Here is a 23,503-nt window from a genome sequence, read left to right on the forward strand (position 1 = left end):
GCCCAGGCGCCATGGGGGCCGCAGGATCTACGGCAGGGCGCCGCGCAACCACTCGTGCACGGCGGCGACGTCGGCCAGCCCGTAGCGTGCGTGGCTGGTGGTGCGGTTGCCGACCAGCACGCCATGCCCGCCCTGGCGCATGGCGGCGGCGAAGCCGGCTTCGTCGGTGAGATCGTCGCCGACGAAGATCGGGCGACGTCCTTCGAACGTCGGGGTACGCATCAACGCAAGCACCGCTCCACCCTTGTCGTGGTCGGCGCTGACGAACTCGATGACCTGGTTGCCAGGCTGCAGGCGGACGCCTGGCAGCTGCGCCACCTGGGCCTGGGCAAAGGCGACGATGGCGCCGGCCGCCTGTGGCGCGGTACGCCAATGCAGGGCCAGCGCGCTGCCCTTGTGTTCGACCAGCATGCCGGGGTGTTGATGGGCCAGCCGCATCGCCTGCTGGTGCAGGGCATGCAGCCATTGCGCGGTGTCGCCGCCGACAACTTCGGCATCGGCGGTGGAGCGCAGCTGTGTGCCGTGCAGGCCGGCGGCGGGCAGGCGCAACGGGGACAGCAGCTGGTCCAGCTGTGCGATGGGGCGGCCGCTGACCAGTGCCACCGCGCCGTGCAGGCGTTGTGCGTTCACGGCGAGCAGGTGCGGGAGGTCGTCGGCGGGCACCACCTTTTCAGGATGGTCGGCAAAGGCGACCAGGGTGCCGTCGACATCGAGGAACAGCGCGTCGTTGTCCGTCAGCGCCGGTGGGGCCGGCCGCTGGAGTTCTTCGAGCATGCGGCCACTATGCCGCAACGGATGTTAGGAGGAGGTAATCAGGTGTGCAGCCCGAGGGGCTGGAATTTCACCCCAACCTGCCAAAGGCGCCCCGGCCCGACGATCAGGCAGTGCACACCGCACGGCCGGATGCAGGCGGGGATTGCATCCCCGCCTGCATCCGTGGATCAGAACGTGTACCGCACGCGGCCGTAGTAGTACGCGCCATTGCTGCCGATCGGCGAGAGCACGTCGTAGGGCAGGTTGCCGAAGTAGTAGATGTCCTGGTTGGACTTGTCCGGGTAGTTGTCGGTCAGGTTCTGCCCGCCGATGGCCACGCTCCACTTCGGGGTGATGCGGTATTCCACTTCCGCATCCAGCTGCCATTCGGCGCGGTAGGTCTGCGTTGGCTCGTAGCCGCCCCCGAAGTCGAACACGCGCGTGGCGCTGCCGTGCCGGCTCACGCGGCTGCTCAGCGACCAGCGGTCATTGGCCCAGCTGCCGGCCAGCTGCGCACGGGTGCGCGGGGCGGCGTCGGTCAGCGTGTTGCTTTCCTCCACGCCGAACAGCACGTACTCCGGGTCCAGCGCGAGCAGCTGCGACGGCGTGGCCACCACGTTCTTCAGCTCGGTCTTGGCGTAGCTCCAGGTGCCGGTCAGCAGCAGCTCGCCATCGCCCAGCGATTGCCGCCAGTTGGCGACGAACTCTGCGCCGCGCGTGCGGGTGTCGGCGGCATTGACGAAGTAATGCGCGCTTTCCAGTCCGCTGATGCCGAACTGCTGCTGCACGAAGGTGGTCAACGCGTCACCGGTGATGCTCTCCGACAGCGCGATGCGGTCGTCGATGTCGATCTGGAACAGGTCCAGCGACAGGTCGAAGTGGCTGCCGATCTGGCTGGTGAAGCCCAGGCTGTAGTTGATCGACTTCTCCGGCTTCAGGTCGGTGGCGCCGAGCGCGCGGGCGATCGGGTTGTTGACCGACAGCAGGCGGCCCTGCACCAGCTGGCCGCCGGCGGTGTAACCGGTGGAGGTGGACTCGTAGCCGATCTGGCTCAGCGACGGCGCGTGGAAGTTGTTGGAGATGGCACCGCGCAGCGCGAACGCCGGGGCGAACGCGTAACGCGCACCGAGCTTGCCGGTCAGTTCGCCGCCGAAGTCCTGGTAGTGCTCGTAGCGGGCGGCGATGTCGGTGGAGAACTTCTCGCCGAAGGTGGAGGACAGGCTGGTGTAGGCGCTGAACACGTCGCGCGACAGGTTGGCTTCGTCCTGCGGGGTCAGCCCGCCGCCGGCCTGCGAGCCGGTGGGGCGGTCGGTGTACGGGCCGGCCGCATAGCTGGCCGGGTCGCCGGCGCCGGTCTCGTAGCGCTCGTGGCGGCCTTCGATGCCGAAGCCGAGGCTGTGGCTGTCGTTCTCGCGCACGAAGATGCGGCCCAGGTCCAGGTTGGCCACGGTCTGCTCGAAGCTGAAGTCGCCGGTCTTGAAGCGGGTCGGGCTGGTCGGGCCGAGCGAGGCATTGAGCGAGTCGCGCAGGCGGTAGGTGAATTCATTGCGGCCGTGGTCGACGCTGGCGTCGTAGTTCCACTCACCCCATTGGCCACGGGCGCCACCGACCAGCTGCACGTCCAGGTTCTCGCCTTCGGAGACCGGGCGGTAGCCGTTCGGGTAGAGCGCCTTCCAGTTGGCCTCGCCGTCCGGGTAGCGGAAGTAGTTGGCGCCTTCGGTATCGCGCTGGTTGTAGGTGCCGAAGGCATAGGCCCTGGAGGTCTCGCCGAACGGGATCTCGGTATTGAACCAGGCGTTGATGTCCTTGCTGGCGCCGTCGCCCAGCGCGTAGTTGCGCTTGCCGGCCAGGGCCAGGTTGTCCGGGGTCTGTGCTTCCCACGGCGGGATCTGGTCGAAGCCGGCCCGGTTGGTGGCTTCGCGATTCTTGTACTCCAGGCCCACGCGCAGGAAGCCACCGTCATCGGTGAGTGCGGTGCCGACCTTGGCGCTGAAGAAGCTGGCCTGGCCGTCGGTCAGGGTGCGGTTGATCGGCTTGAGGTCGGTGTGGTGCGCACCGAAGCTGGCTTCGATGGCGCCGCCTTCCGGGGCGTCGTCCAGGATCACGTTGATCACGCCGGCCACCGCGTCCGAGCCGTACAGCGCGCCGGCGCCGTCACGCAGCACCTCGATGCGCTTGATCGCGCTGACCGGGATGGCGTTGAAGTCGACCGGGGTGGTGCCCTTGCCGATCTTGCTGTCGGTGTTGACCAGCGCGCTGTTGTGGCGGCGTTTGCCGTTGACCAGCACCAGCACCTGGTCCGGCGACAAGCCGCGCAACTGCGCGGCGCGCACGTGGTCGGCACCGCCGGAGTTGGACTGGCGCGGGAAGTTGAACGACGGCAGCAGCGCCTGCAGTGCGCTGCCCAGCTCGCCATTGACCACGCCGGCCTTGCGGAGGTCCTCGGCGCTGAGCACGTCCACCGGCGAGGTGGATTCGAGCACGGTGCGGTCCACCGCGCGGGTACCGGTGACGATCACCGTGTCCAGGGTGGTGGCGCTGTTCGGCGCGGCTTCCTGGGCAAAGGCGGGGGAAGACAGCGCCAGCGCGATGGCCAGGCCGAGCGGGGCCGAGGTGGGGCGGGACATGGAAACTCCGGGTAGAACGAAGGGGGGAGAGGTATTGCACTTACATCCATCCGGATGAAGCGATATATTATCTTGGCGTTAACGCGCGGCCGGTTGCAAGCCCTGGATGCCATGAGCTGATGACCGTCCGTGATATCCCCTGCGGTGCGATGGATGCCACCGTGTTGCCCTGTCCGGAGGTTTTCCATGAAGTTGCACGCCGTTGTTCTCCCCCTGTTGCTGGGCCTTGCCACCAGCGCCATCGCCGCACCGCCGGTCACCGAGCCGGCCACCGCCGCGCTGCATGGCGATGCACAGCGCCCGGCCGAGGCCGGCGGTTGGCTACGCAGCGAGCTGTATTTCGGGGTGGGCGAGGAAGCCGGCCCGTCCCGGCGGGAGCAGACCGACGTGATCAGCCAGGCGCAATGGCGCGCGTTCCTGGACAAGGAAGTGACGCCGCGGTTCCCCGATGGCCTGACCGTGTTCGACGCCTATGGCCAGTGGCTGTTCCGCGGGGCGCCGGAGCCGAACCGGCTGAGCACCAAGGTGCTGGTGATCCTGCACGAGGACACCCCGCAGCGGCGCAACGACATCGAGGCCATCCGCCTGGCGTGGAAGCAGGCCACCCACCACCAGTCGGTGCTGTGGGCACGTCAGCCGGTCGAGGTGTCGTTCTGATCGGTGCCGGATCGGCTAGCCTGCGCGCTGGTCCGCCTTTCGACGAGTCACCTGATGACGCCACATACCCCCGCCTCCCGCCGCTGCGCCGCCTACGGCATGCTGATTGCCGCAGGGATGCTGCTGGCGCCGCCGGCGCTGGCCGATGACAGCGAGATCCGCTTCGAGGTCACCGCCGGCGTGATTGCCCATGCGCGGCTGACAGGGGAGGGCACCGTCGAGGTCGGCACCGATCGGTCATCGGCGCGGCAGCTGCTGCCGGCGGCCACCGATGAGGAAGACGGGGGCACGCGGTTGGGCCATGCGGACTACAACTTCGACGGCTACCAGGATCTGGCCACCAGCGCGACGCTGGGCCAGGTCAATGAGTCCTTCACCGTGTACCTGTACCAGCCGGACAGTGGCAGGTTCCGCGCGCTGGCCGCACCCACCGGGCCGGAGGTCAGCTGCGAAGGCCTGTGGACGCTGTCCCCGGATCCGGCCTCGCGCACGCTGAGCAGCAGTTGTCGCAGCGGGCCGATGTGGTACAGCGACGTATACCGTTACCAGGGTGACCGGCTTTACCTGTACCGCTCGATGCGCGGCGCACTGGTCGAGACCAGTGGCATGTCCCGGGCGCTGTCCCTGGACAGTGCGGAAGACATGGGCATCCTGGTGGTCTGGAGTACCTGGGATGCCTCGGGCAAGCGCCTGGAGCGCGCGCTGTGGAACGCGTTCGACCCGCCGCTGGCCGACGTGCCGATGAAAGGCTGGGGTGCGTCGGTGGTGCCGGCCCGCCTGCCGCTCTACAGCCGCGCCGGTGACACCGCCACCCGGCGCTACCTGGTCAAGGGCGACCGCGTCGAGTTGCTGGACGAGGCCGATGGCTGGTTGCAGGTGCGCTACCACAATCCCGCGCGCGGTCCGATCCTGGGCTGGGTGAAAGTGCCCGACCCGGAATGAGCCACGTGTTTCCTTTCCCCCTTCCGCCGGCTGATCCAGGCCGGCCCTGCTGACGAACTCCCGCATGAATTCCCCGCATTCCCCCACCGCACGTGCCCGCTGGTTCGTGCCCGGCGACCTCAACGGCTTCTTCGGCCTGGTGGTCGACAACCTGTCCATCCTCGGCTTCATCGCGATGGCGCTGGTTGGCATCTTCCAGTTCCCCGCCGAGGTGGTGTTCGGCCGCATGTTCCCGGGCACCGCGCTGGGCGTGCTGATCGGCAACCTGATGTACACGCTGATGGCGCACCGGCTGGCCGCGCGCAGCGGCCGCGATGACGTCACCGCGATGCCGCTGGGCCTGGATGCACCGACCAGCATCGGCATGGCGCTGCTGGTGCTGGGCCCGGCCTTCGCCGGCTTCAAGCAGCAGGGCCTGGACCCGACCGCGGCGGCCCTGCTGACCTGGAAGCTGGGCATGGCCTCGCTGGTGGTGATGGGCCTGCTCAAGCTGGTGCTGTCCTTCGTCGGTGATGCGGTGACCCGGCACGTGCCACGGGCGGCCCTGCTCGGTTCGATCGGTGGCGCCGCGCTGACCCTGCTTGGCTTCCTGCCGCTGATCGAAAGCCTGCGCCAGCCGCTGGTCGGCCTGGTCACGCTGGGCGTGCTGCTGTACGTGCTGGTCGCCCGCGGCGTGGTGCCGCTGCGCCTGCCGGGGGTGCTGTTCGCGCTGCTGGTCGGCGTGGTGCTGTACTACGGGCTGGGTTCGGCCGGTGTGCTGACCGGCTTCCAGTGGCCGCCGGCGATCTCGCTGGCGGTGGCGCTGCCGCTGCCGTCGCTGGGCTTCGTCGATGGCCTGCCGCTGACCGTGCCGTACCTGTCGCTGCTGCTGCCGTTCGGCCTGTTGATGGTGGTGGGCGGCATCAACGTCGCCGAAAGCGCCCGCGCGGCCGGTGACGACTACCGCACCCGCGACGTGCTGCTGGTCGAGGCGATTGCCACGCTGGTGGCCGGCGTCTGCGGCGGCGTGGCGCAGACCACGCCCTACATCGGCCAGCCTGCCTACAAGCGGTTGGGCGCGCGCAGTGGTTACACGCTGCTGACCGGGTTGTTCATCGGCATCGGCGGCATGCTCGGCGTGGTCGCCGGGCTGGTGCAGTGGCTGCCGGTGGCGGTGCTGGCGCCGATCATCGTGTTCGTCGGCCTGGACATCACGGTGCAGGCCTTCCAGCAGACCAAGCGCGAGCATGTGATCGCGGTGGCGCTGGCGTTCCTGCCGGCCATCGCGTACCTGATCAACATCAAGTTCGGCACCTGGGTGGCGCCGGAGGCCGCCGCCGCGCTGTATGCGGCGGTGGACGGGCATGGGCTGTCGGACGTGGCCACGCTGCAGGTGCTGGGCAACGGTTTCATCATCACCGCGATGCTGTGGGCGGCGGCCTTGGTGGCCTTGATCGAGCGTCGCCCGGGCGTGGCGGTGACGCTGCTGCTGGTGGCCGCGGTGCTCAGTGCGTTCGGGGTGATCCATTCCACCGATCCGCGCGGCGGCATCTACCTGCCATGGCAGCTGGAAGGGCTGCGCCAGGCGATCACCCTGCAGGTCGCCGCCGCCTACGCGGTGCTGGCCACGGTGATCGGCTTGATGTCGCTGCAGAAGCCGCGCTGAACACGCGCGGTGGCGCCGGGGGGAACCCTCCGGCGTTGCGCCGGTCACACCTTCACATGCAAGCAAGGTGGATGTGATGGAAAAGCGCAGTGCGGTGTGGCCCTGGGTGGTGTTGGGCGTGGTGGCGATCGGTGGTGTCGGCGGTTGGCTGTTCAAGGATGACCTGGCCCGTTTGCGGCCGGCAGCGCCCGCCGCCACGGCACCCCCACCGCTGGATGGACCTGCTGACCCCTCGTCGGTGCCGTCACCTGCTCCCGCCACGGGGCCGACGTCGCCCCGTTATCCGCTGGATACCGACGTGGCGGCCGATCCCGCCCTGCCGGCCCTGGCGGACAGTGATGCCGGCGCCTGGCAGGCGCTGGCAGGGGTGTTCCCCGCCGATGTACTGGCGGTGCTGCTGCGCGAGCACCTGATCCAGCGGTGGGTGGTGCACGTGGACAACCTCACCCAGCCCAGCCTGCCGGCCTCGGCGATGGCCCTGCAACCGATGCCGGGCAGCCTGCAGGTGGCACAGGGCAGCGACGGTGTCGAGCAATTGGCTGCGGCCAACGCCGAGCGTTACGCGCCCTGGGTGAAGGCTTTCACCCAGGCCGATGCGCAGTCCCTGGCGACGGCCTACGTGCGCTTCTATCCGCTGGTGCAGCAGGCCTACCGCGACATAGGGCATCCCGATGGGCACTTCAACGACCGTCTGGTGGCGGTGATCGACCACCTGCTGCAGACCCCGGAGCCCTCGGGCCCGCTGGCGCTGGCGCCGGATGGCAAGGGCAAATACCGCTTCGTCGACCCGGCGCTGCAGTCGCTGTCGGTGGGGCAGAAAGCGCTGCTGCGGCTGGATGCCGGCCAGCGCAAGGCGGTGAAGCAACAGCTGCAGGCCATCCGCGTGGCGGTCACGCGCGGCTGAGCCATGCCGGGTTTGCGCTGGATCAAGGTCGGGCCAGATCGGCTGGCGATACTGGACGGGAAGCAGGCAATGGCTGAACAGGGGGTAGTCGTCACCCTTGAATCACACCGTTGCAACCGCATCTGAACCAGTATCGCCAGCGACGCTGGCCCCCTTTATTCGAGGAAGAAGACCCATGCGGATGGACAAGCTCACCTCCAACTTCCAGAAGGCGCTGTCCGACGCGCAGTCCCTGGCGGTCGGTCGCGACAACAACATCATCGAACCGGTGCACGTGCTCAGCGCGTTGCTCGACCAGCCCGGCGGCAGCAGCCGGCCGTTGCTGGCCCAGGCCGGCGTCAACGTGCCGGTATTGCGCGAGCGGCTGGCCGAGTCGCTGGAGGCGCTGCCCAAGGTGTCCGGCCAGGCCGGCAACCTGTCGATGGGCAATGACCTGAGCCGCCTGCTCAACACCACCGACAAGCTGGCCCAGCAGCACAACGACCAGTTCATCGCCAGCGAGTGGTTCCTGCTGGCCGCCGTCGACGACGGTGGCGCGGCCGGCATGGCGCTGCGTGCGGCCGGCGCCGACAAGAAGAAGATCGAGGCCGCCATCGACAAGCTGCGCGGCGGCGAGACCGTGCAGAGCGAGAACGCCGAGGAACAGCGCCAGGCGCTGGAGAAGTACACCATCGACCTGACCGCGCGCGCGGAGAGCGGCAAGCTCGACCCGGTGATCGGCCGCGACGAGGAAATCCGCCGCACCATCCAGGTGCTGCAGCGCCGGACCAAGAACAACCCGGTGCTGATCGGCGAGCCCGGCGTGGGCAAGACCGCCATCGTCGAAGGCCTGGCCCAGCGCATCATCAATGACGAAGTGCCCGAAGGCCTGCGCGGCAAGCGCGTGCTGTCGCTGGACATGGGCGCGCTGATCGCCGGTGCCAAGTTCCGCGGTGAGTTCGAGGAGCGCCTGAAGGGCGTGCTCAACGACCTGGCCAAGAACGAAGGCCAGATCATCCTGTTCATCGACGAGCTGCACACCATGGTCGGTGCCGGCAAGGCCGATGGCGCGATGGATGCGGGCAACATGCTCAAGCCGGCGCTGGCGCGCGGCGAGCTGCATTGCATCGGCGCGACCACGCTGGACGAGTACCGCCAGTACATCGAGAAGGACGCCGCGCTGGAGCGCCGCTTCCAGAAGGTGCTGGTGGGCGAGCCCACGGTCGAGGACACCATCGCCATCCTGCGCGGCCTGAAGGAGCGCTACGCCGTGCACCATGGCGTGGAGATCACCGACCCGGCCATCGTTGCCGCGGCCACGCTGTCCAACCGTTACATCACCGACCGCCAGCTGCCGGACAAGGCCATCGACCTGATGGACGAGGCGGCCTCGCGCATCCGCATGGAGATCGATTCCAAGCCGGAGGAGCTGGACCGCCTGGAGCGGCGCCTGATCCAGCTCAAGATCCAGCGCGAGATGCTGAAGAAGGAGAAGGACGACGCCTCGCGCAAGCGCCTGGCCGACCTGGAAACCGACATCGACACGCTGGAACGCGAGTTCTCCGACCTCAATGAAATCTGGAAGTCGGAGAAGGCCGCATTGCAGGGCGCGACCAAGATCAAGGAGCAGGTGGAGAAGGCCAAGCTCGACCTGGAGGCCGCGCAGCGCCGGCAGGATTTCGCCAAGATGAGCGAGATCCAGTACGGCGTGCTGCCCAACCTGGAAAAGCAGCTGCAGGCCGCGCAGGAAATGGAGCGCAAGGACTTCAAGCTGGTGCAGGACAAGGTCACCGACGAGGAGATCGCCGAGGTGGTCTCGCGCTGGACCGGCATTCCGGTCAGCAAGATGCTGGAGGGCGAGCGCGACAAGCTGCTGCGCATGGAAGACATGCTGCACAACCGCGTGGTTGGCCAGGAAGAGGCGATCCGCGTGGTGTCCGACGCGGTGCGTCGTTCGCGCGCGGGGCTGTCCGACCCGAACCGCCCGAGTGGTTCGTTCCTGTTCCTGGGCCCGACCGGCGTGGGCAAGACCGAGCTGACCAAGGCGCTGGCCGACTTCCTGTTCGATTCATCCGACGCGATGGTGCGCATCGACATGAGCGAGTTCATGGAGAAGCACAGCGTGTCGCGCCTGATCGGTGCGCCCCCCGGCTACGTCGGCTACGAGGAAGGTGGTTACCTGACCGAAGCAGTACGCAGGCGCCCGTACAGCGTGATCCTGCTGGACGAGGTGGAGAAGGCGCACCCGGATGTGTTCAACATCCTGTTGCAGGTGCTGGACGACGGTCGCCTGACCGACGGCCAGGGCCGCACCGTGGACTTCCGCAACACCGTCATCGTGATGACCTCGAACCTGGGCTCGCACCAGATCCAGGACATGAGCGGCGACGACAGCCCGGAGGCCTACACGCAGATGAAGGCGGCGGTGATGGGCGTGGTGCAGGCGCACTTCCGTCCGGAGTTCATCAACCGCCTGGATGACATCGTGGTGTTCCATCCGCTGGACAAGCAGCAGATCAAGCAGATCGCGCGCATCCAGATGCGTGGTCTGGAGAAGCGCCTGGCCGAGCGTGGCCTGAGGCTGGAAGTATCCGATTCGGCGTTCGACCTGCTGGGCAACGTGGGTTTCGACCCGATCTACGGCGCGCGTCCGCTCAAGCGTGCGATTCAGGCGCAGTTGGAGAATCCGTTGGCGCAGAAGATATTGGCCGGCGAGTTCGACAGCGGCGACACCATCGAGGTGGAAGCCGGCGGGGCGGGGCAGCTGCAATTCCGCAAGGGCTGAGTGTGAAGTGCTGCCCCTCACCCCAGCCCCTCTCCCGCGGGCGGGAGAGGGGCTTTGAAAGCGTGATTGCAGGCAGCGTTTCATCTCGTCGTAAACGAGCCCCTCTCCCGCGTGCGGGAGAGGGGTTGGGGTGAGGGCAGCTTTAAAAGCAAAGCGCATCAGCTCATGCCATTACCTCACAAGTAACCACTGCAACCGTCGCCGCCCGCGCGGCGGTGTTGGGCTACTGTCAGCGGCCCTCTCCCGGTGTGAGCGCCCCGATGACCGACCCGCAGTGGAAGCCTGAAACCATCGCCGTGCATGGCGGCTATTCGCCCGACCCGACCACCCGCGCGGTGGCGGTGCCGATCTACCAGACGGTGGCCTACGCCTTCGACGACACCCAGCACGGTGCCGACCTGTTCGACCTGAAGGTCGCGGGCAACATCTACACCCGCATCATGAACCCCACCACCGATGTGCTGGAAAAGCGCATCGCTGCGCTGGAAGGGGGCGTGGGAGCGCTGGCGCTGGCTTCCGGCCAGGCCGCCATCACCTATGCGATCCAGACCATCGCCGAGGCCGGTGACAACATCCTGGCCTCCAGTGCGCTGTACGGCGGCACCTACAACCTGTTCGCGCACACGCTGCCGCAGTTCGGCATCCAGACCCGCTTCGCCGACTACCGAGATCCGCAGGCCTTCGCGGCACTGATCGACGAGCGCACCAAGGCGGTGTTCGTCGAATCGATCGGCAACCCGCGCGGCAACATCACCGACATCGAGGCTATCGCGAAGATCGCGCACGCGCACGGCGTGCCGGTGATCGTCGACAACACCGTGGCCACGCCGTACCTGCAGCGTTCGTTCGATTTCGGCGCGGACATCGTGGTGCATTCGCTGACCAAATACCTTGGCGGGCATGGCACCAGTCTGGGTGGCGCGATCGTGGATTCAGGCCGCTTCCCGTGGGCCGAGCACAAGCAGCGTTTCCCCCGGCTCAACACGCCGGACGTGAGCTACCACGGCGTGGTCTATACCGAAGCGCTGGGGCCGGCGGCCTACATCGGCCGCGCCCGCGTGGTGCCGCTGCGCAACACCGGTGCGGCGATCTCGCCGTTCAATGCGTTCCAGATCCTGCAGGGCATCGAGACGCTGGCGTTGCGCATGGACCGCATCAACAGCAATGCGCTGGCAGTGGCGGCCTACCTGCAGAAGCACGCCAAGGTTGCCTGGGTGAACTACGCCGCGCTGCCGGATCACCCGGAGCGTGCGTTGGTGCAGAAGTACCTGCGCGGCCATGGCTCGGGCGTGCTGACCTTCGGTCTGCCGGGAGGCCGCGAGGCGGGGGCCCGGTTCCTCGACGCGCTGCAGTTGTTCACCCGCCTGGTGAACCTGGGCGATGCCAAGTCGCTGGCGACCCATCCGGCCTCGACCACGCACCGCCAGTTGGACGAAGCCGAGCTGGAGAAGGCCGGCGTGACCCTGGATACGGTGCGGCTGTCGATCGGCATCGAGCACATCGACGACCTGCTGGCTGACCTGGAGCAGGCGTTGGCCCAAGCGTAAGGCGGGGTGTGAGGGCGGGCGACGCACTGGCGTCGTCCGCCTGCGGCAAGACAGGTCTTGCCCATGAACGCAGACGGAGCGCCCGTTGCTTGGCAAACATCGGTGCAGATGGCTGGAACGTAGCCGCCTCCCCGCAGGATGGTGATTGATTTGACCGATTTGGCCGTCCGGTGCTATCTGCTGATCGAAAGCGACAGGGGGTATCTCCAGGATGAGGATTCCGGCGGGCAAGGCGGCGATGTTGGTGTTGGTGTTGGTCCTGGTGGCCGTGGCATTTCATCTGATTCGCAGGTCTGCCGTACCTGGTCCGGCGGGCGTGCTGGATGCGCGCGCACCATCAGGCGCGTCGGCTGTCGCGGTTGATGATGCGTCGTCACTGCGTGTGCCGCCGGTGGAGGTCGTGCCGACCGTGCCGCGTGCCCTGCCATCGGCTGGCTTTGATTCGCGCGAGTACGGCTTCCGCTGGAATCCCCAGGATCCAGGTGTGGCTGCCAGTGCAGAGGATGCGCGTTGGTTGGGCGCCCGTGGCTTTCCTGGGCCGGATGTCGAACGCCATCTGCTCGGCCTCCCCTTGGTAACGTTGCAGGAGTTGTCCGAGCGCGGCGATCCAGCAGCACTTGCCTTCTATGCCTATCATCTGGCGCGCAGGGGCGCACCGCGCGAGCAGGTGTTTGCCATGCTCGATGCCAGCGCGGCGTCGGGCTCGGTGTACGCGCTGAAGATGGCCGGCGACATTGCCTTCACGATGAAGGATCAGCGTGACATGGCGTTGGCTCGTGCCTATTACGGGTTGCAGGCGCGGGCCGGCGATCAGGCAGGATTGACGCAGGCCTACATGGTCGATGTGGTGCTCTCCGACGAGCAACGGTTCCGGGCGAGCCTGATCGAGGAAGACCTGTGGCGACGGATTCGGCCGACCGGCGGTCAGGAAGGCGAGGTTCGGCCGGGCTTCAAGGCATTCGTCGAACAGGGGCGGAGAGCGCCCACCATGCCCTGACGTGCCCTGACGTGCCCTGACGTGCCCGCGACGTGGGCCGGGTGTGGACGTGTGTTCCGGGGTCTCCCTCACCCCAACCCCTCTCCCGCTGGCGGGAGAGGGGCCGGTACGCTGCAAGCCCTCATGATCCGAGCCCCTCTCCCGCCAGCGGGAGAGGGGTTGGGGTGAGGGCCGCTTTCGCGACGCAATCACCACGCAATCGTGAACCGCTTGCCCACGTGCTTCGGTGTCTCCAGTTCGTCAACCACCGCCAGGGCCAGGTCGGCGGGGCTGATGGTGCCGACGCCGTCGCCGGTGTTCAGCGGGGTGTCGCCGCCGACGCGATAGCGGCCGGTGCGTTCGGTCGGGCCGCCGCCGTGGAAGGCTACCGGCGGGCTGAGCTGGGTCCAGTCCAGCGTGGTTTCCTGCTGCAGCTCGTTGAGCGCATCACGCGCGGCGTTGGCGCCATCGAAGATCGCGGCCGGGAAGTTCGGCGAATCCACCAGCTGCGTGCCGTCCGGTGCGTACAGGCTGCCGGCGCCGCCGATCACAATGTAGCGCTTCACGCCGGCGGCCTTGGTGCCGGCGACGATGGCGCGGGTGCCGCTCATGAAATCCCGGTAGATGTCCGGGTTGCTCCAGCCGGCGTTGAAGGCGCTGATGACGGCATCGTTGCCGGCCACCGCAGCCTGGACCTGGGCGGCGTCCTGGGCGTCGGCCTTGACCGTGCGCAGGTGCGGGTGGGCGGCCAGCTTCTCCGGATGGCGGGCCAATGCGGTGACGTCATGGCCACGGGCCAGCAGTTCTTCCAGCAGGGCCTGGCCGACGAAACCGGTGGCGCCGATCAATGCGACTTTCATGGTGGGTACCTGGTGTTGTGTGGGTCTGGCGACAGTGTCCTCCCGGAGCCGGGCCGGTGGCAGTCGCAAAAATCCACAACCACCTTGAAGCCATGCTTCACAATGGGCGGCAAGGAGGTGGCCGATGGACAGTTTGAAACGCATGGCCCTGTTCGCCCGGGTAGTGCAGCACGGTTCGTTGAGTGCGGCGGCGCGCTCGCTGGGGATGAGTACCTCGGCGGTCAGCCAGCAGTTGCGCGTGCTTGAGCGTGAAGCCGGGGTACCGCTGCTGCACCGCTCCACGCGGCGGTTGGCGCTGACCGATGTCGGCAGCCGCTATTACGCGGCCTGCGCGCGCCTGCTGGATGCGGCCGGCGAGGCCGAGGCGGAATTGTCGGCGGCCCGGCAGGAGCCGGTCGGCGAACTGAGGGTGTCCGCCCCGCTGGGCATGGCCGACCAGATTGGCCCGGCGCTGGGCCAGTGGCTGCACGACAACCCGCAGCTGCGCGTGCACCTGTACTTCGACGATGGCTGGACCGACCTGCTGCAGGCGCGCATCGACGTGGCCCTGCGCTTCGGCCAGCTGCCGGACAGCGACTGGATGGCGCAGCGCATCGGCACCCTGCAGCGCTGGCCCTGCGCCGCGCCGCAGTGGTTGCAGGCCCATGGCATGCCGACCGATCCACTGCAGGTGCCGGCCGGTGATTGGCTGGGGTTGGCGCAGGTGCCGGGGCTGGTCTGGCGGCATCCGGCCAGCGGCCAGGAGTGCCTGGTGCCGGCGCATCCGCGCATCGTCAGCCAGAACCAGCCGGCGGTCCGCCAGTTGTGCATGGCCGGCCTGGGCGTGGCGGTGCTGACCTGCCTGGACGTGAGCGCGCAGTTGGCCAATGGCACGCTGCAGCGCCTGTTGCCGGGGTGGGAGGTGCCGCCGCTGCCGGTGTGGGCGGTTACCCCCCATCGTCAATGCCAGCCGGCCAAGGTGAAGCAGGCCATCGCGTTGCTGGAGGCGCATCTGGCCGGCATCCCGGGTGCGGTGCCGATTGCGCAAGATCGGAAACGCCGGCGCTGAGCACGGCTGCTGGAATGGGACCACCTTCAACGGAGTTCGATCATGAAAACGCAGGCCGTCTCCCATTTGCCCCGGCTCGATCGCGTGGTTGCCTGCCTGCAGCAGGCGGTCAACGACGGTGGCCCGCTGCCGGACCTGGAAGCGCTGGCGGCGGTGGCGCATTACTCGCCGTTCCATTTCCACCGCGTCTACCGGGCGCTGACCGGTGAGACCATCGGTCGCACGGTGCAGCGGCTACGCCTGCTCAAGACCCTGCAGCGTCTTGGCCGAAGCGATGCCAGCGTCACCGAGATCGCATTGCTGGCCGGTTATGACACCCCGCAGGCACTGGCGCGGGTGCTGCGCGAAACGTTGAATGCCAGCCCCACCGAACTGCGTGCTGACCCGGGCCTGCTGGAGCGGCATGTCGCCGGGCTCTCCCGGCCCGCCAGCGGATCCACCGCAGCGGCGGCACCGCTGAGCGTGGAGGTGGTGACGCTGGAGCCGTTCGAAGTGGTTGCGATGCGTGCACAGGGGGCGTTCGACGACCTGGACGGTGCGTTCGGCCTGCTGTTCGGCTGGGCGGCGGAGCAGGGGCTGGTCGAGCAGTTGCAGCAGCTGATTGGTATCCCGGTGGACGACCACCGCGAACTGCCGGCCGAAGCGTTGCGCTTCGACTGCGCGCTTGCCCTGGACGCGACGATCCCCGCCCTGCCCGAGCCGCTGCAGCTGCGACGCATGGGCGGTGGTCAATGGGCGCGACTGCGCCATGTCGGCAGCTATTCCGGGCTTGAGGAGGCAACCGACCGGTTGCTGGCGGAGTGGTTGCCGGCCAGTGGTCATGCGCTGCGCGATGTGCCGCTGCATTACCACTTTCTGGATGACCCGGAGCACACTCCCGAGGCGATCCTGCGCGCCGACATCCACCTGCCGCTGACGGGTTGAAAGCGGTAGCAGGAGCGGCCTTGGCCGCGAAGCCGAGGATGCAACGGGCCGCCGCGTGGCTGCAGTTGCAGCGCTTCCATCGCAGTATGGGCAGCCAGCTTCGCGACCGAGGTCGCTTGTGTCTCCTACGGCTTGGGTCGTGAACGCAGGCCCGGGCTCACCCGGTACACCGACGTTCCATCGCCCTGCTGGCGCTGGGTCAGGCGCCGAGCGTGGCCGCCGCGCCGGGGCGCAGGCTGCGATAGGGCGGGGTGGACAGGATCATCTCCGCCAGCGAGTAGGCCAGCTCGCGCTCGGCCATCACCGTGCCATCGGCGCCGTGCTCGAGCAGGTGGCGGACTTCGGCGTCGCTGTGCGCGCGTGCCAGCAGGGTCAGGTTGGGGTTGATCGCGCGCAGCTTGGCCAGTGCCTCGCCCGATTCCAGCGGCTGCGGGATCGCCAGCACGGCGATCTTGGCGCGCTCGGGATGGGCTTCGGCCAGCACGCGGTCGGCCGCCGCACTGCCACGGATGCCGGGGATGCCGGCCGCATGCGCACGCTCGACGTGCTCGCGGTTGTCGTCGATCACCAGCACCGGCACGCCGCGGTCGCGCAGCACCTGCGCCAGCTCGCTGCCGACGCGGCCATAGCCGATGACGATGGCATGGTCGTGCAGGTCCAGCGACGGCCCCGGCGGGATGTCCGGTACTTCCGGCACCGGCGTGGTTTCCTTGTGGCGTGCCTGCCAGCGGTCGAGCAGGCCGAACACCAGCGGGTTGAGCATGATCGAGACCAGCGCGCCGGCCAGTACCAGCGATTGGCCTTCCGGCGGCAGGATCTTCAGCGCCACGCCGAGCCCGGCGATGATGAAGGCGAACTCGCCGATCTGCGCCAGCGAGGCGGAAATGGTCAGCGCGGTGCCCTTGGAATGGCCGAATGCGCGCACGATGAAGAACGCGGCGGCCGACTTGCCGAACATGATGATCAGCACGGTGGCCAGCACCTGCCAGGGGTGCTCGACGATGATCATCGGGTTGAACAGCATGCCCACCGAGATGAAGAACAGCACCGCGAAGGCATCGCGCAACGGCAGCGAGTCGTGCGCGGCCTTGTGGCTGAGCTCGGACTCGTTGAGCATCATGCCGGCGAAGAACGCGCCCAGCGCGAACGACACGCCGAACAGCGCCGCGGCACCGAAGGCCACGCCCAGCGCGATGGCCAGCACGCTCAGGGTGAACAGTTCGCGCGAACCGGTGCCGGCGACCTTCTCCAGCACCCACGGGATGACCCGGCGCCCGACCACCAGCATCACCACCACGAACAGGCCCAACTGCACGAACGTCCAGCCGATCGAGCCGAGCAGCCCCATCAGCGAGGGGCTCTTGCCGCTGGCCTCCGGGCCGAACACCTCGGCGATCACCGGCATCATCACCAGGGCCAGCACGCAGGCCAGGTCTTCCACGATCAGCCAGCCCACCGCGATCTTGCCGCGCGTGGTTTCCAGCAGGCGGCGTTCCTCCATGGCGCGCAGCAGTACCACGGTGGAGGCGGTGGCCAGCGAGAAGCCGAAGATCACCCCGTGCAGCACCGGCCAGCCCATCAGCGTGGCCACGCCCCAGCCGAGCAGGGTGGCGACCAGGATCTGGCCGATCGCACCGGGGATGGCGATCGTCTTGACCTCCATCAGGTCCTTCAGCGAGAAGTGCAGGCCCACCCCGAACATCAGCAGCATCACGCCGATCTCGGCCAGCTGGTTGGCCAGCGCCTGGTCGGCGACGAAGCCGGGGGTGAACGGGCCGACGATGACACCTGCGATCAGATAGCCAACCAGCGGTGACAGCCGCACCTTGTTGGCCAGGGCGCCCAGCACGAAGGCGAGGCCCAGGCCGATGGCGATCATGTTGATCAGGGCGGTGTCATGGTGCATCAGGGCTCGCGGGGTCGGGTGGGGGATGCCTCGATTCTAAAGGCCGCATTGCTTTTCATGCGGCAAAGTGGATGAAAAATCTGGATTTTCTTTGTTGCGCGGGTGGAAGGATGAGCCCCGTCGCCCACAAAGGAAAATGCCCCGGTCTCCCGGGGCACCTTCCTTTCACGACGCGGGGGGGCGTCCTTACCAGCGGTAGCTGATGCGGCCGTAGACATAGGCGCCGTTGAAGCCGAACGGCGAGTAGTTGCTGTACGGCATCATCCCGTAGGTGGAGTTCACCAGGTTCTCGACGCGGTCCGGGTACTCGTCCAGCAGGTTGTCCGCACCGACGGTGAGCTTCCAGTTCTCGCTCGGCTTGAAGCTGGCCGAGGCGTCCACGATCCACTTGGCATCGTAGGTCTGGTCGCGGGCGGCACTGGCCGAGTTGCGCACCGTGAAGCTGCCGTGGCGGGTGGCTGCCAGGCCCAGCTCCCAGCGGTCCGAGCGCCAGGTGCCGCTCAGGATCGCCTTGTCACGCGGGAAGCTGTCCTCGATGCGACCGATCTCGTCGCGGCCGATCAGTGACTGGGTGATGCCCAGCGCCGCGAAGGCGGCCGGCGAGGCGGCGAACTTCTTCACCTCGGTCTCGTTGTAGCTGTAGGCGGCGGTCAGCTCCAGGCTGCTGGTGCTGAACGGCACGGTATAGCTGGAGACGACGTCCACGCCGCGGGTGCGGGTGTCCAGGCCGTTGGTGAAGTAGGCGAACTGGGTGACCTGCGGCAGGCCCAGGCCGGACAGCAGCGCCTGCGCGGCCGGGGTGCTGTTGATGTTGGAGGACAGGATGATGCGGTCGTCGATGTCGATCTGGTAGGCATCCACGGTCACGTACAGGCGGTCCACCGGCTGCAGCACCAGGCCGGCGCTGTAGGACGTGGACGACTCGGCCTTCAACGGCGCCGAGCCCAGCGCCCGCGCCGCGGCACTGTTGGCCGGGAACGTGCCCTTCTCGTAGAACACGCCGTCGGTGATCGAGCTGGTCACCGCCTGGTAGCTCTGCTGGGCCAGCGACGGCGCGCGGAAACCGGTGGAGGCGGTGGCGCGCAGCGCGACCTTGTCGGTGAAGGCATAGCGCGCGGACAGCTTGCCGGAGAACTTGTCGCCGAAGTCGGAGTAGTCCTCGTAGCGGCCGGTCAGGCCGGCGGAGAACTTGTCGGTGAGGTCGGCTTCAAGGCCCGCGTAGACCGCGTAGTTGTGGCGGTCGGCGTCCACTTCGTTGTTCGGGGTGAAGCCGCCGAAGCCCTGCGCGCCGAACAGCGAGCCCGGGATGCCCAGGCCGCCATCGTTGTAGGACGCCGCCTCGCCCGGCAGCTGCTTCCACTTTTCCTTGCGGTACTCAGCGCCGAAGGACAGCGTCACCGGGTACGCCAGGCCCCAGTCCAGCGCCTGGGTGAAGTCGGCGTTGAGGATGTCCTGGCTGTACTCCAGGCGGCCGTCGTAGAAGCTGGTCTGGCTGCCCGGGCCGTAGGTGTAGTTGATGCTGTTGCGGGTGTGGAAATCCAGCGTGTTCTCGCCATGGTTGGCGCTCACGTCCCAGCTGAAGCCGCCTTCGGTGCTGCCCTTGACGCCGGCCACGATCGAGCGGTCCCGGGAGTACTGGTTGATCTGCGGCGTGAAGCCGTTCGGGTACACCTGCGCCAGCAGCGCGCCCTGGTTGTTGTGGTTGGGCGAGCGGTAGAACGCGAAGGATGTGATGTCGCGGTTGCTCAGCAGCGCGTTGGCGTAGCCGGTGACGTTGTCGCTGAAATTGAAGGTGAGGTTGGCCGACACCGCGGTGGCATCCACGCGGGGGTCGCCGACGACGAAGGTCTTCTCGCCGATGTCCGGGAAGTTGCCGGTGTTCGGCGAGGTGCCCTGGTACGGGCCGGCGCGGTTGCTCTCGTCCTGCTGGCTGACCTGGCCGGCCACGTGCAGGCTGCCGCGGTCGTCGGCGAAGCCGATGCCGGCGTCGCCGGAGAGCTGGTACTTGTTGCCATCGCCGGCCGAATACTGGCCGTAGTCCACCGCCAGGCTGCCGCCGCTGCCACTGCCCTTGAGCACGATGTTGACCACGCCGGCGATGGCGTCGGAGCCATATTGGGCCGAGGCGCCGTCACGCAGCACTTCCACGCGCTCGATGGCGGCGATCGGGATGGCGTTGATGTCCACCGCCGAGGAACCACGGCCGATGGTGCCGTTGACGTTGATCTGCGCCGAGGTGTGGCGGCGCTTGCCGTTGACCAGCACCAGCACCTGGTCCGGGGACAGGCCGCGCAGCTGCGCCGGGCGGATGCCGCTGGTGCCGTCGGTCAGCGCCGGGCGCGGGAAGTTCAGCGAGGGCAGGGCGCGCGACAGCGCGGTGGCCAGCTCCGAGGTGCCGGTGGACTGCAGGGCCTCGGGGGTGATGATGTCGATGGGCGATTGCGACTCGGCGACGGTGCGGTCGGCCACGCGGGTACCGGTGACGATCACGGTGTCCAGGGTCTGGGCACCGGACTGGGCGAGGGCGGGCAGGGCCGGGGTGGACAGGGCGATTGCGACGGCGATGGCGAGCGTACTGGACTTGCGGTTCATCAGATTGCAGCTCCGATTGTGGGGGCGGCGCCGGGCGAAAGGTGATGCGTTTCGCGGATCTCTGCGGTGCGCCATTAACGGATTAACCAAAAATTTACCTCGTGTCAAACCGTTTCGCCGCGTCTAAATCGTTGCTTTTGAAAGCAATATTGGATCGGGTGACAGACATCTGACCGGGCAAGTACCGGTTCCCCATGCGCGCGGAAGGGTGCAATGCGGCAATGGGAAGTGAGTCAAGTATTCGTTAACGCTAGAATCGCGTCGCAGGAATGTTCCTTACGTCTACATTCCTTTTCGTTATAACGGACCCCCTCATGATTGCCCTTCGTAATTTCGCCCTCCGCCGGGGCGAGCGCCTGCTGTTGTCCAACGTCGACCTCACCCTGCATGCCGGCTACCGCGTCGGTGTGGTGGGCCGCAACGGTGCCGGCAAATCCAGCCTGTTTGCCGCCGTGCGCGGCGAGCTGGAAGCCGACAAGGGCGACGTGTCGCTGCCGGGCAAGATCCGCATCGCCGACGTGGCGCAGGAAACCCCGGCGCTGCCCGACCGGGCCATCGACTTCGTGCTGGGTGGCGATGACGTGGTGGCCGCGGTGCTGGCCGAGGAAGCGGCCGCCGCCGAGCGCGAGGACTGGGAAGCGGTGGCCAATGCCCACCAGAAGATGGCCGAGCTGGGCGCCTATGACGCGGAGGCACGCGCCGGCAAGCTGCTGCACGGCCTGGGCTTCCCGGCCGAGACCCACAACCGTCCGGTGGCGGCGTTCTCCGGTGGCTGGCGCGCACGCCTGAACCTGGCCCGCGCGCTGATGATGCCCAGCGATCTGCTGCTGCTCGACGAACCCACCAACCACCTGGACCTGGACGCGGTGTACTGGCTGGAGCAGTGGCTGCTCAAGTACCCGGGCACGCTGCTGCTGATCTCGCATGACCGCGAGTTCCTGGACAACGTGGCCACCCACACCCTGCACCTGCATGGCGGCAGCGCCAAGCTGTACGTGGGCGGTTACACCGACTTCGAGCGCCAGCGCGCCGAGCACCTGCGCCAGCAGCAGATCGCGCACGAGAAGGAACAGGCCGAGCGGGCCCACCTGCAGAGCTTCATCGACCGCTTCAAGGCGCAGGCCAGCAAGGCCACCCAGGCGCAGAGCCGCATGAAGCGCCTGGCCAAGATGGCCGGCACCGAGGCGGTGCGCGCCGAGCGCGAGTTCCGCATCGAGTTCTCCGAGCCGGCCAAGCTGCCGTTCTCACTGATCCGCCTGAACCACGTCAACGCCGGCTATGGCGACGATGCGGTGATCCTGAAGGACGTGGGTTTCGGCCTGGAGGCCGGCCAGCGCGTGGGCCTGCTCGGGCCGAACGGCGCCGGCAAGACCACGCTGGTGAAGACCCTGGTGGGCGACCTGTCGCCGCTGGCCGGCGAGCGCAGCGCGCACCCGGACATGAAGATCGGCTACTTCGCCCAGCACACGGTCGAGTCGCTGCGCGAAGGGGCCACGCCGATGGACCACTTCCGCGATATCGACCCGGACGGCGTGAACCAGAACTTCCGCGACTTCCTGGGCAAGTGGAATTTCCCGGGTGACCGCGCCTTCGAGCCGGTGGACGGGTTCTCCGGCGGTGAACGTGCACGCCTGGCGCTGGCGCTGATCGCCTGGCAGCAGCCCAACGTGCTGCTGCTCGACGAGCCGACCAACCACCTGGACCTGGAAATGCGCGAGGCGCTGGCCGAAGCGCTGAGCATCTTCGAAGGCGCGATCGTGATGGTCTCGCACGACCGCCACCTGATCGGCCTGGTCTGCGACACCTTCTGGCGCGTGGCCGACGGCGTGGTCGAGCCGTTCGCCGGTGACCTGGACGAGTACGCCGCATGGCTGCGTACCCGTGCCAGCGCGCAGGGCTCACGCAACAAGTCCGACCGCGTCGAGAAGGCACCTGCACCGGCCCCGGTGCAGCAGGTGGCCCCGGCCAAGCCGGCGACGGCGAAGAAGCCGGTCAACCCGCACAAGCTGGAAGCGGCCGAGAAGAAGGTGGAGCAGTTGGGCGCATCGTTGGCCGACGTCGACCGCCAGCTCGCCGACCCGGCCAACTACGCCGATGCGGCGAAGATGGGCAAGCTCGGCGGCGAACGCGAGGTGTTGGCGCAGCAGCTCGAACAAGCCGAGGCCGCCTGGATGGAACTGCTGGGCGACTGACGCGGCAGGTGCGGGCTGGGCCGCGACGCCGAGAGTGCTGGAATAAAGGCATTCCCGGCAACTGCAACAGCCAAAGCCAAAGCCAAAGCCAAAGCCGACCCCTCCCCAGCCCTCCCCTTGGCTGCGCCAAAGGGAGGGGGCGGTTCATGCGATCTGGCAGCGCGCCGCCAAGCCCGCTCTTGCCCCCTCCCTTTGGCGCAGCCAAGGGGAGGGCTGGGGAGGGGTCGCTTCTGCTCCCGTTCCCCGCTTCCTGCTTTTGCTCCCGTCACGCCGCCCAAGGCCAGCCACCGGCCTAACCCCCTTCCTGCCCCACCAACCACAACCGGAACCGCTTCATCGCCTCCCGCTCCTCGCGCGAGCGCAGCCGCGTCAACCAGTAACGCCCGAGCGCCAGTGTCTGCGCGAACGGTTGCACCAGCCGCCCCTCGGCCAGTTCCTGCTCGAACATGCGCAGCGGCAGCAAGGCCACGCCGGTCCCCGCCGCGGCCGCGCTGGCCAGCGTCAGCGAAGAGTCGAACATCGGCCCGCGGGCTTCCACGCCACTGACACCGGCCGCCTGCAACCAGCGCGGCCACTCATCGCCACGGTACGAACGCAGCAACGGTACGTTGGCCAGGTCGCGCGCACGCTTGAGCCGGCGTGCCAGCGCCGGGGCGCAGGCCGGTGCGAACGGGGCATCGACGATGGCCGTGCAGTCCTGGCCCTGCCAGTCGCCGTCGCCGAAGCGGATCGCGAAATCCAGGCCTTCGCCAGCCAGATCGATGCGGTTGTTGTGGGTCTGCACGCGCAGTTCGATGTCCGGATGCGCGGCCTCGAAATCGACCAGTCGCGGCAGCAGCCAGCCGGTGGCGAAGGTGCCGACCACGCCCACCGTCAGTACTTCGCGGAAGCGACCGCCGACGAAGCGGTCCAGTGCGATCGCCATGCGGTCGAAGGCCTCGGTCAGCACCGGGTACAGCGCCGCGCCCTCGTCGGTCAGTGCCACCCCACGCGGCAGGCGATGGAACAGGCTGACCTGCAGGCGGTCCTCCAGTGTCCGGATCTGGTGGCTCAACGCGGCCTGGCTGACGCACAGTTCCAGCGCCGCACGGGTGAAGTTGAGGTGCCGGGCCGCCGCCTCGAAGGCACGCAGGGCATTGAGCGGGAGCTGGGGGCGGATCATGGCA

The 23,503-nt window shown here is 67.9% G+C and carries 16 protein-coding genes; 10 read left to right on the top strand and 6 right to left on the bottom strand.

Features of this window, described 5'->3' with window-relative positions; all coding sequences use genetic code 11:
- Nucleotides 1-27: 27 nt before the first annotated feature.
- Nucleotides 28-774, bottom strand: a complete 747-nt coding sequence (otsB, locus tag ACIPR8_RS03230) for a trehalose-phosphatase (RefSeq protein ID WP_446540135.1) — start codon at nucleotides 772-774, stop codon at nucleotides 28-30.
- A 167-nt stretch (nucleotides 775-941) separates the two neighbouring features.
- Entirely contained in the window at nucleotides 942-3,380 is a 2,439-nt protein-coding gene (locus tag ACIPR8_RS03235; protein WP_446540136.1) for a TonB-dependent receptor plug domain-containing protein, read from the bottom strand.
- A 186-nt stretch (nucleotides 3,381-3,566) separates the two neighbouring features.
- Here ACIPR8_RS03235 and ACIPR8_RS03240 point away from each other — a divergent pair, with 186 nt between their 5' ends.
- From ACIPR8_RS03240 to ACIPR8_RS03270, 7 genes are all read left to right on the top strand, one after another.
- Nucleotides 3,567-4,037: a DUF3574 domain-containing protein gene (locus ACIPR8_RS03240; protein WP_446540137.1), complete on the top strand. Its 471-nt coding sequence runs from the start codon at nucleotides 3,567-3,569 to the stop codon at nucleotides 4,035-4,037.
- Nucleotides 4,038-4,091: 54 nt separating this feature from the next.
- Nucleotides 4,092-4,979, top strand: coding sequence for an XAC2610-related protein (locus ACIPR8_RS03245; RefSeq protein ID WP_446540138.1), 888 nt, complete (start codon nucleotides 4,092-4,094; stop codon nucleotides 4,977-4,979).
- A gap of 64 nt (nucleotides 4,980-5,043) precedes the next feature.
- Entirely contained in the window at nucleotides 5,044-6,624 is a 1,581-nt protein-coding gene (locus tag ACIPR8_RS03250) for a hypothetical protein (RefSeq protein ID WP_446540139.1), read from the top strand.
- Nucleotides 6,625-6,700: 76 nt separating this feature from the next.
- The gene (locus ACIPR8_RS03255; protein WP_446540140.1) at nucleotides 6,701-7,528 is read left to right on the top strand and encodes a DUF3014 domain-containing protein; all 828 of its coding nucleotides are present in this window, start codon (nucleotides 6,701-6,703) and stop codon (nucleotides 7,526-7,528) included.
- Between the two features lie 175 nt (nucleotides 7,529-7,703).
- Nucleotides 7,704-10,292, top strand: coding sequence for an ATP-dependent chaperone ClpB (gene clpB / locus ACIPR8_RS03260; RefSeq protein ID WP_446540141.1), 2,589 nt, complete (start codon nucleotides 7,704-7,706; stop codon nucleotides 10,290-10,292).
- 260 nt (nucleotides 10,293-10,552) lie between these two features.
- On the top strand, nucleotides 10,553-11,839 hold the full coding sequence (locus tag ACIPR8_RS03265; RefSeq protein ID WP_446540142.1) for an O-acetylhomoserine aminocarboxypropyltransferase/cysteine synthase family protein: 1,287 nt from the start codon (nucleotides 10,553-10,555) through the stop codon (nucleotides 11,837-11,839).
- Nucleotides 11,840-12,050: 211 nt separating this feature from the next.
- Complete coding sequence (locus tag ACIPR8_RS03270) at nucleotides 12,051-12,836, top strand: hypothetical protein (protein ID WP_446540143.1); 786 nt, start codon at nucleotides 12,051-12,053, stop codon at nucleotides 12,834-12,836.
- 188 nt (nucleotides 12,837-13,024) lie between these two features.
- Here the strand turns inward: ACIPR8_RS03270 and ACIPR8_RS03275 are convergent, their stop codons facing one another.
- Nucleotides 13,025-13,675 carry an NAD(P)-dependent oxidoreductase gene (locus ACIPR8_RS03275; RefSeq protein WP_192287440.1) on the bottom strand — a complete coding sequence of 217 codons (651 nt, stop codon included), beginning with the start codon at nucleotides 13,673-13,675 and terminating at the stop codon, nucleotides 13,025-13,027.
- A gap of 124 nt (nucleotides 13,676-13,799) precedes the next feature.
- On the opposite strand from ACIPR8_RS03275, the gene ACIPR8_RS03280 reads away from it, so the two are divergent.
- Complete coding sequence (locus ACIPR8_RS03280; protein ID WP_446540144.1) at nucleotides 13,800-14,723, top strand: LysR family transcriptional regulator; 924 nt, start codon at nucleotides 13,800-13,802, stop codon at nucleotides 14,721-14,723.
- A 42-nt stretch (nucleotides 14,724-14,765) separates the two neighbouring features.
- A complete protein-coding gene (locus tag ACIPR8_RS03285; protein ID WP_446540145.1) occupies nucleotides 14,766-15,647 on the top strand; it encodes an AraC family transcriptional regulator in 882 nt (293 codons plus the stop codon).
- Between the two features lie 199 nt (nucleotides 15,648-15,846).
- Here the strand turns inward: ACIPR8_RS03285 and ybaL are convergent, their stop codons facing one another.
- Complete coding sequence (ybaL, locus tag ACIPR8_RS03290; protein WP_192287438.1) at nucleotides 15,847-17,553, bottom strand: YbaL family putative K(+) efflux transporter; 1,707 nt, start codon at nucleotides 17,551-17,553, stop codon at nucleotides 15,847-15,849.
- Between the two features lie 186 nt (nucleotides 17,554-17,739).
- Entirely contained in the window at nucleotides 17,740-20,145 is a 2,406-nt protein-coding gene (locus ACIPR8_RS03295; protein WP_446540146.1) for a TonB-dependent receptor plug domain-containing protein, read from the bottom strand.
- A 314-nt stretch (nucleotides 20,146-20,459) separates the two neighbouring features.
- On the opposite strand from ACIPR8_RS03295, the gene ACIPR8_RS03300 reads away from it, so the two are divergent.
- Complete coding sequence (locus tag ACIPR8_RS03300; protein WP_446540147.1) at nucleotides 20,460-22,337, top strand: ABC-F family ATP-binding cassette domain-containing protein; 1,878 nt, start codon at nucleotides 20,460-20,462, stop codon at nucleotides 22,335-22,337.
- A gap of 292 nt (nucleotides 22,338-22,629) precedes the next feature.
- Here the strand turns inward: ACIPR8_RS03300 and ACIPR8_RS03305 are convergent, their stop codons facing one another.
- Nucleotides 22,630-23,499: a LysR family transcriptional regulator gene (locus ACIPR8_RS03305; RefSeq protein ID WP_192287436.1), complete on the bottom strand. Its 870-nt coding sequence runs from the start codon at nucleotides 23,497-23,499 to the stop codon at nucleotides 22,630-22,632.
- Nucleotides 23,500-23,503: the final 4 nt, after the last annotated feature.

It is taken from the genome of Stenotrophomonas sp. LARHCG68 (genome assembly GCF_052871705.1).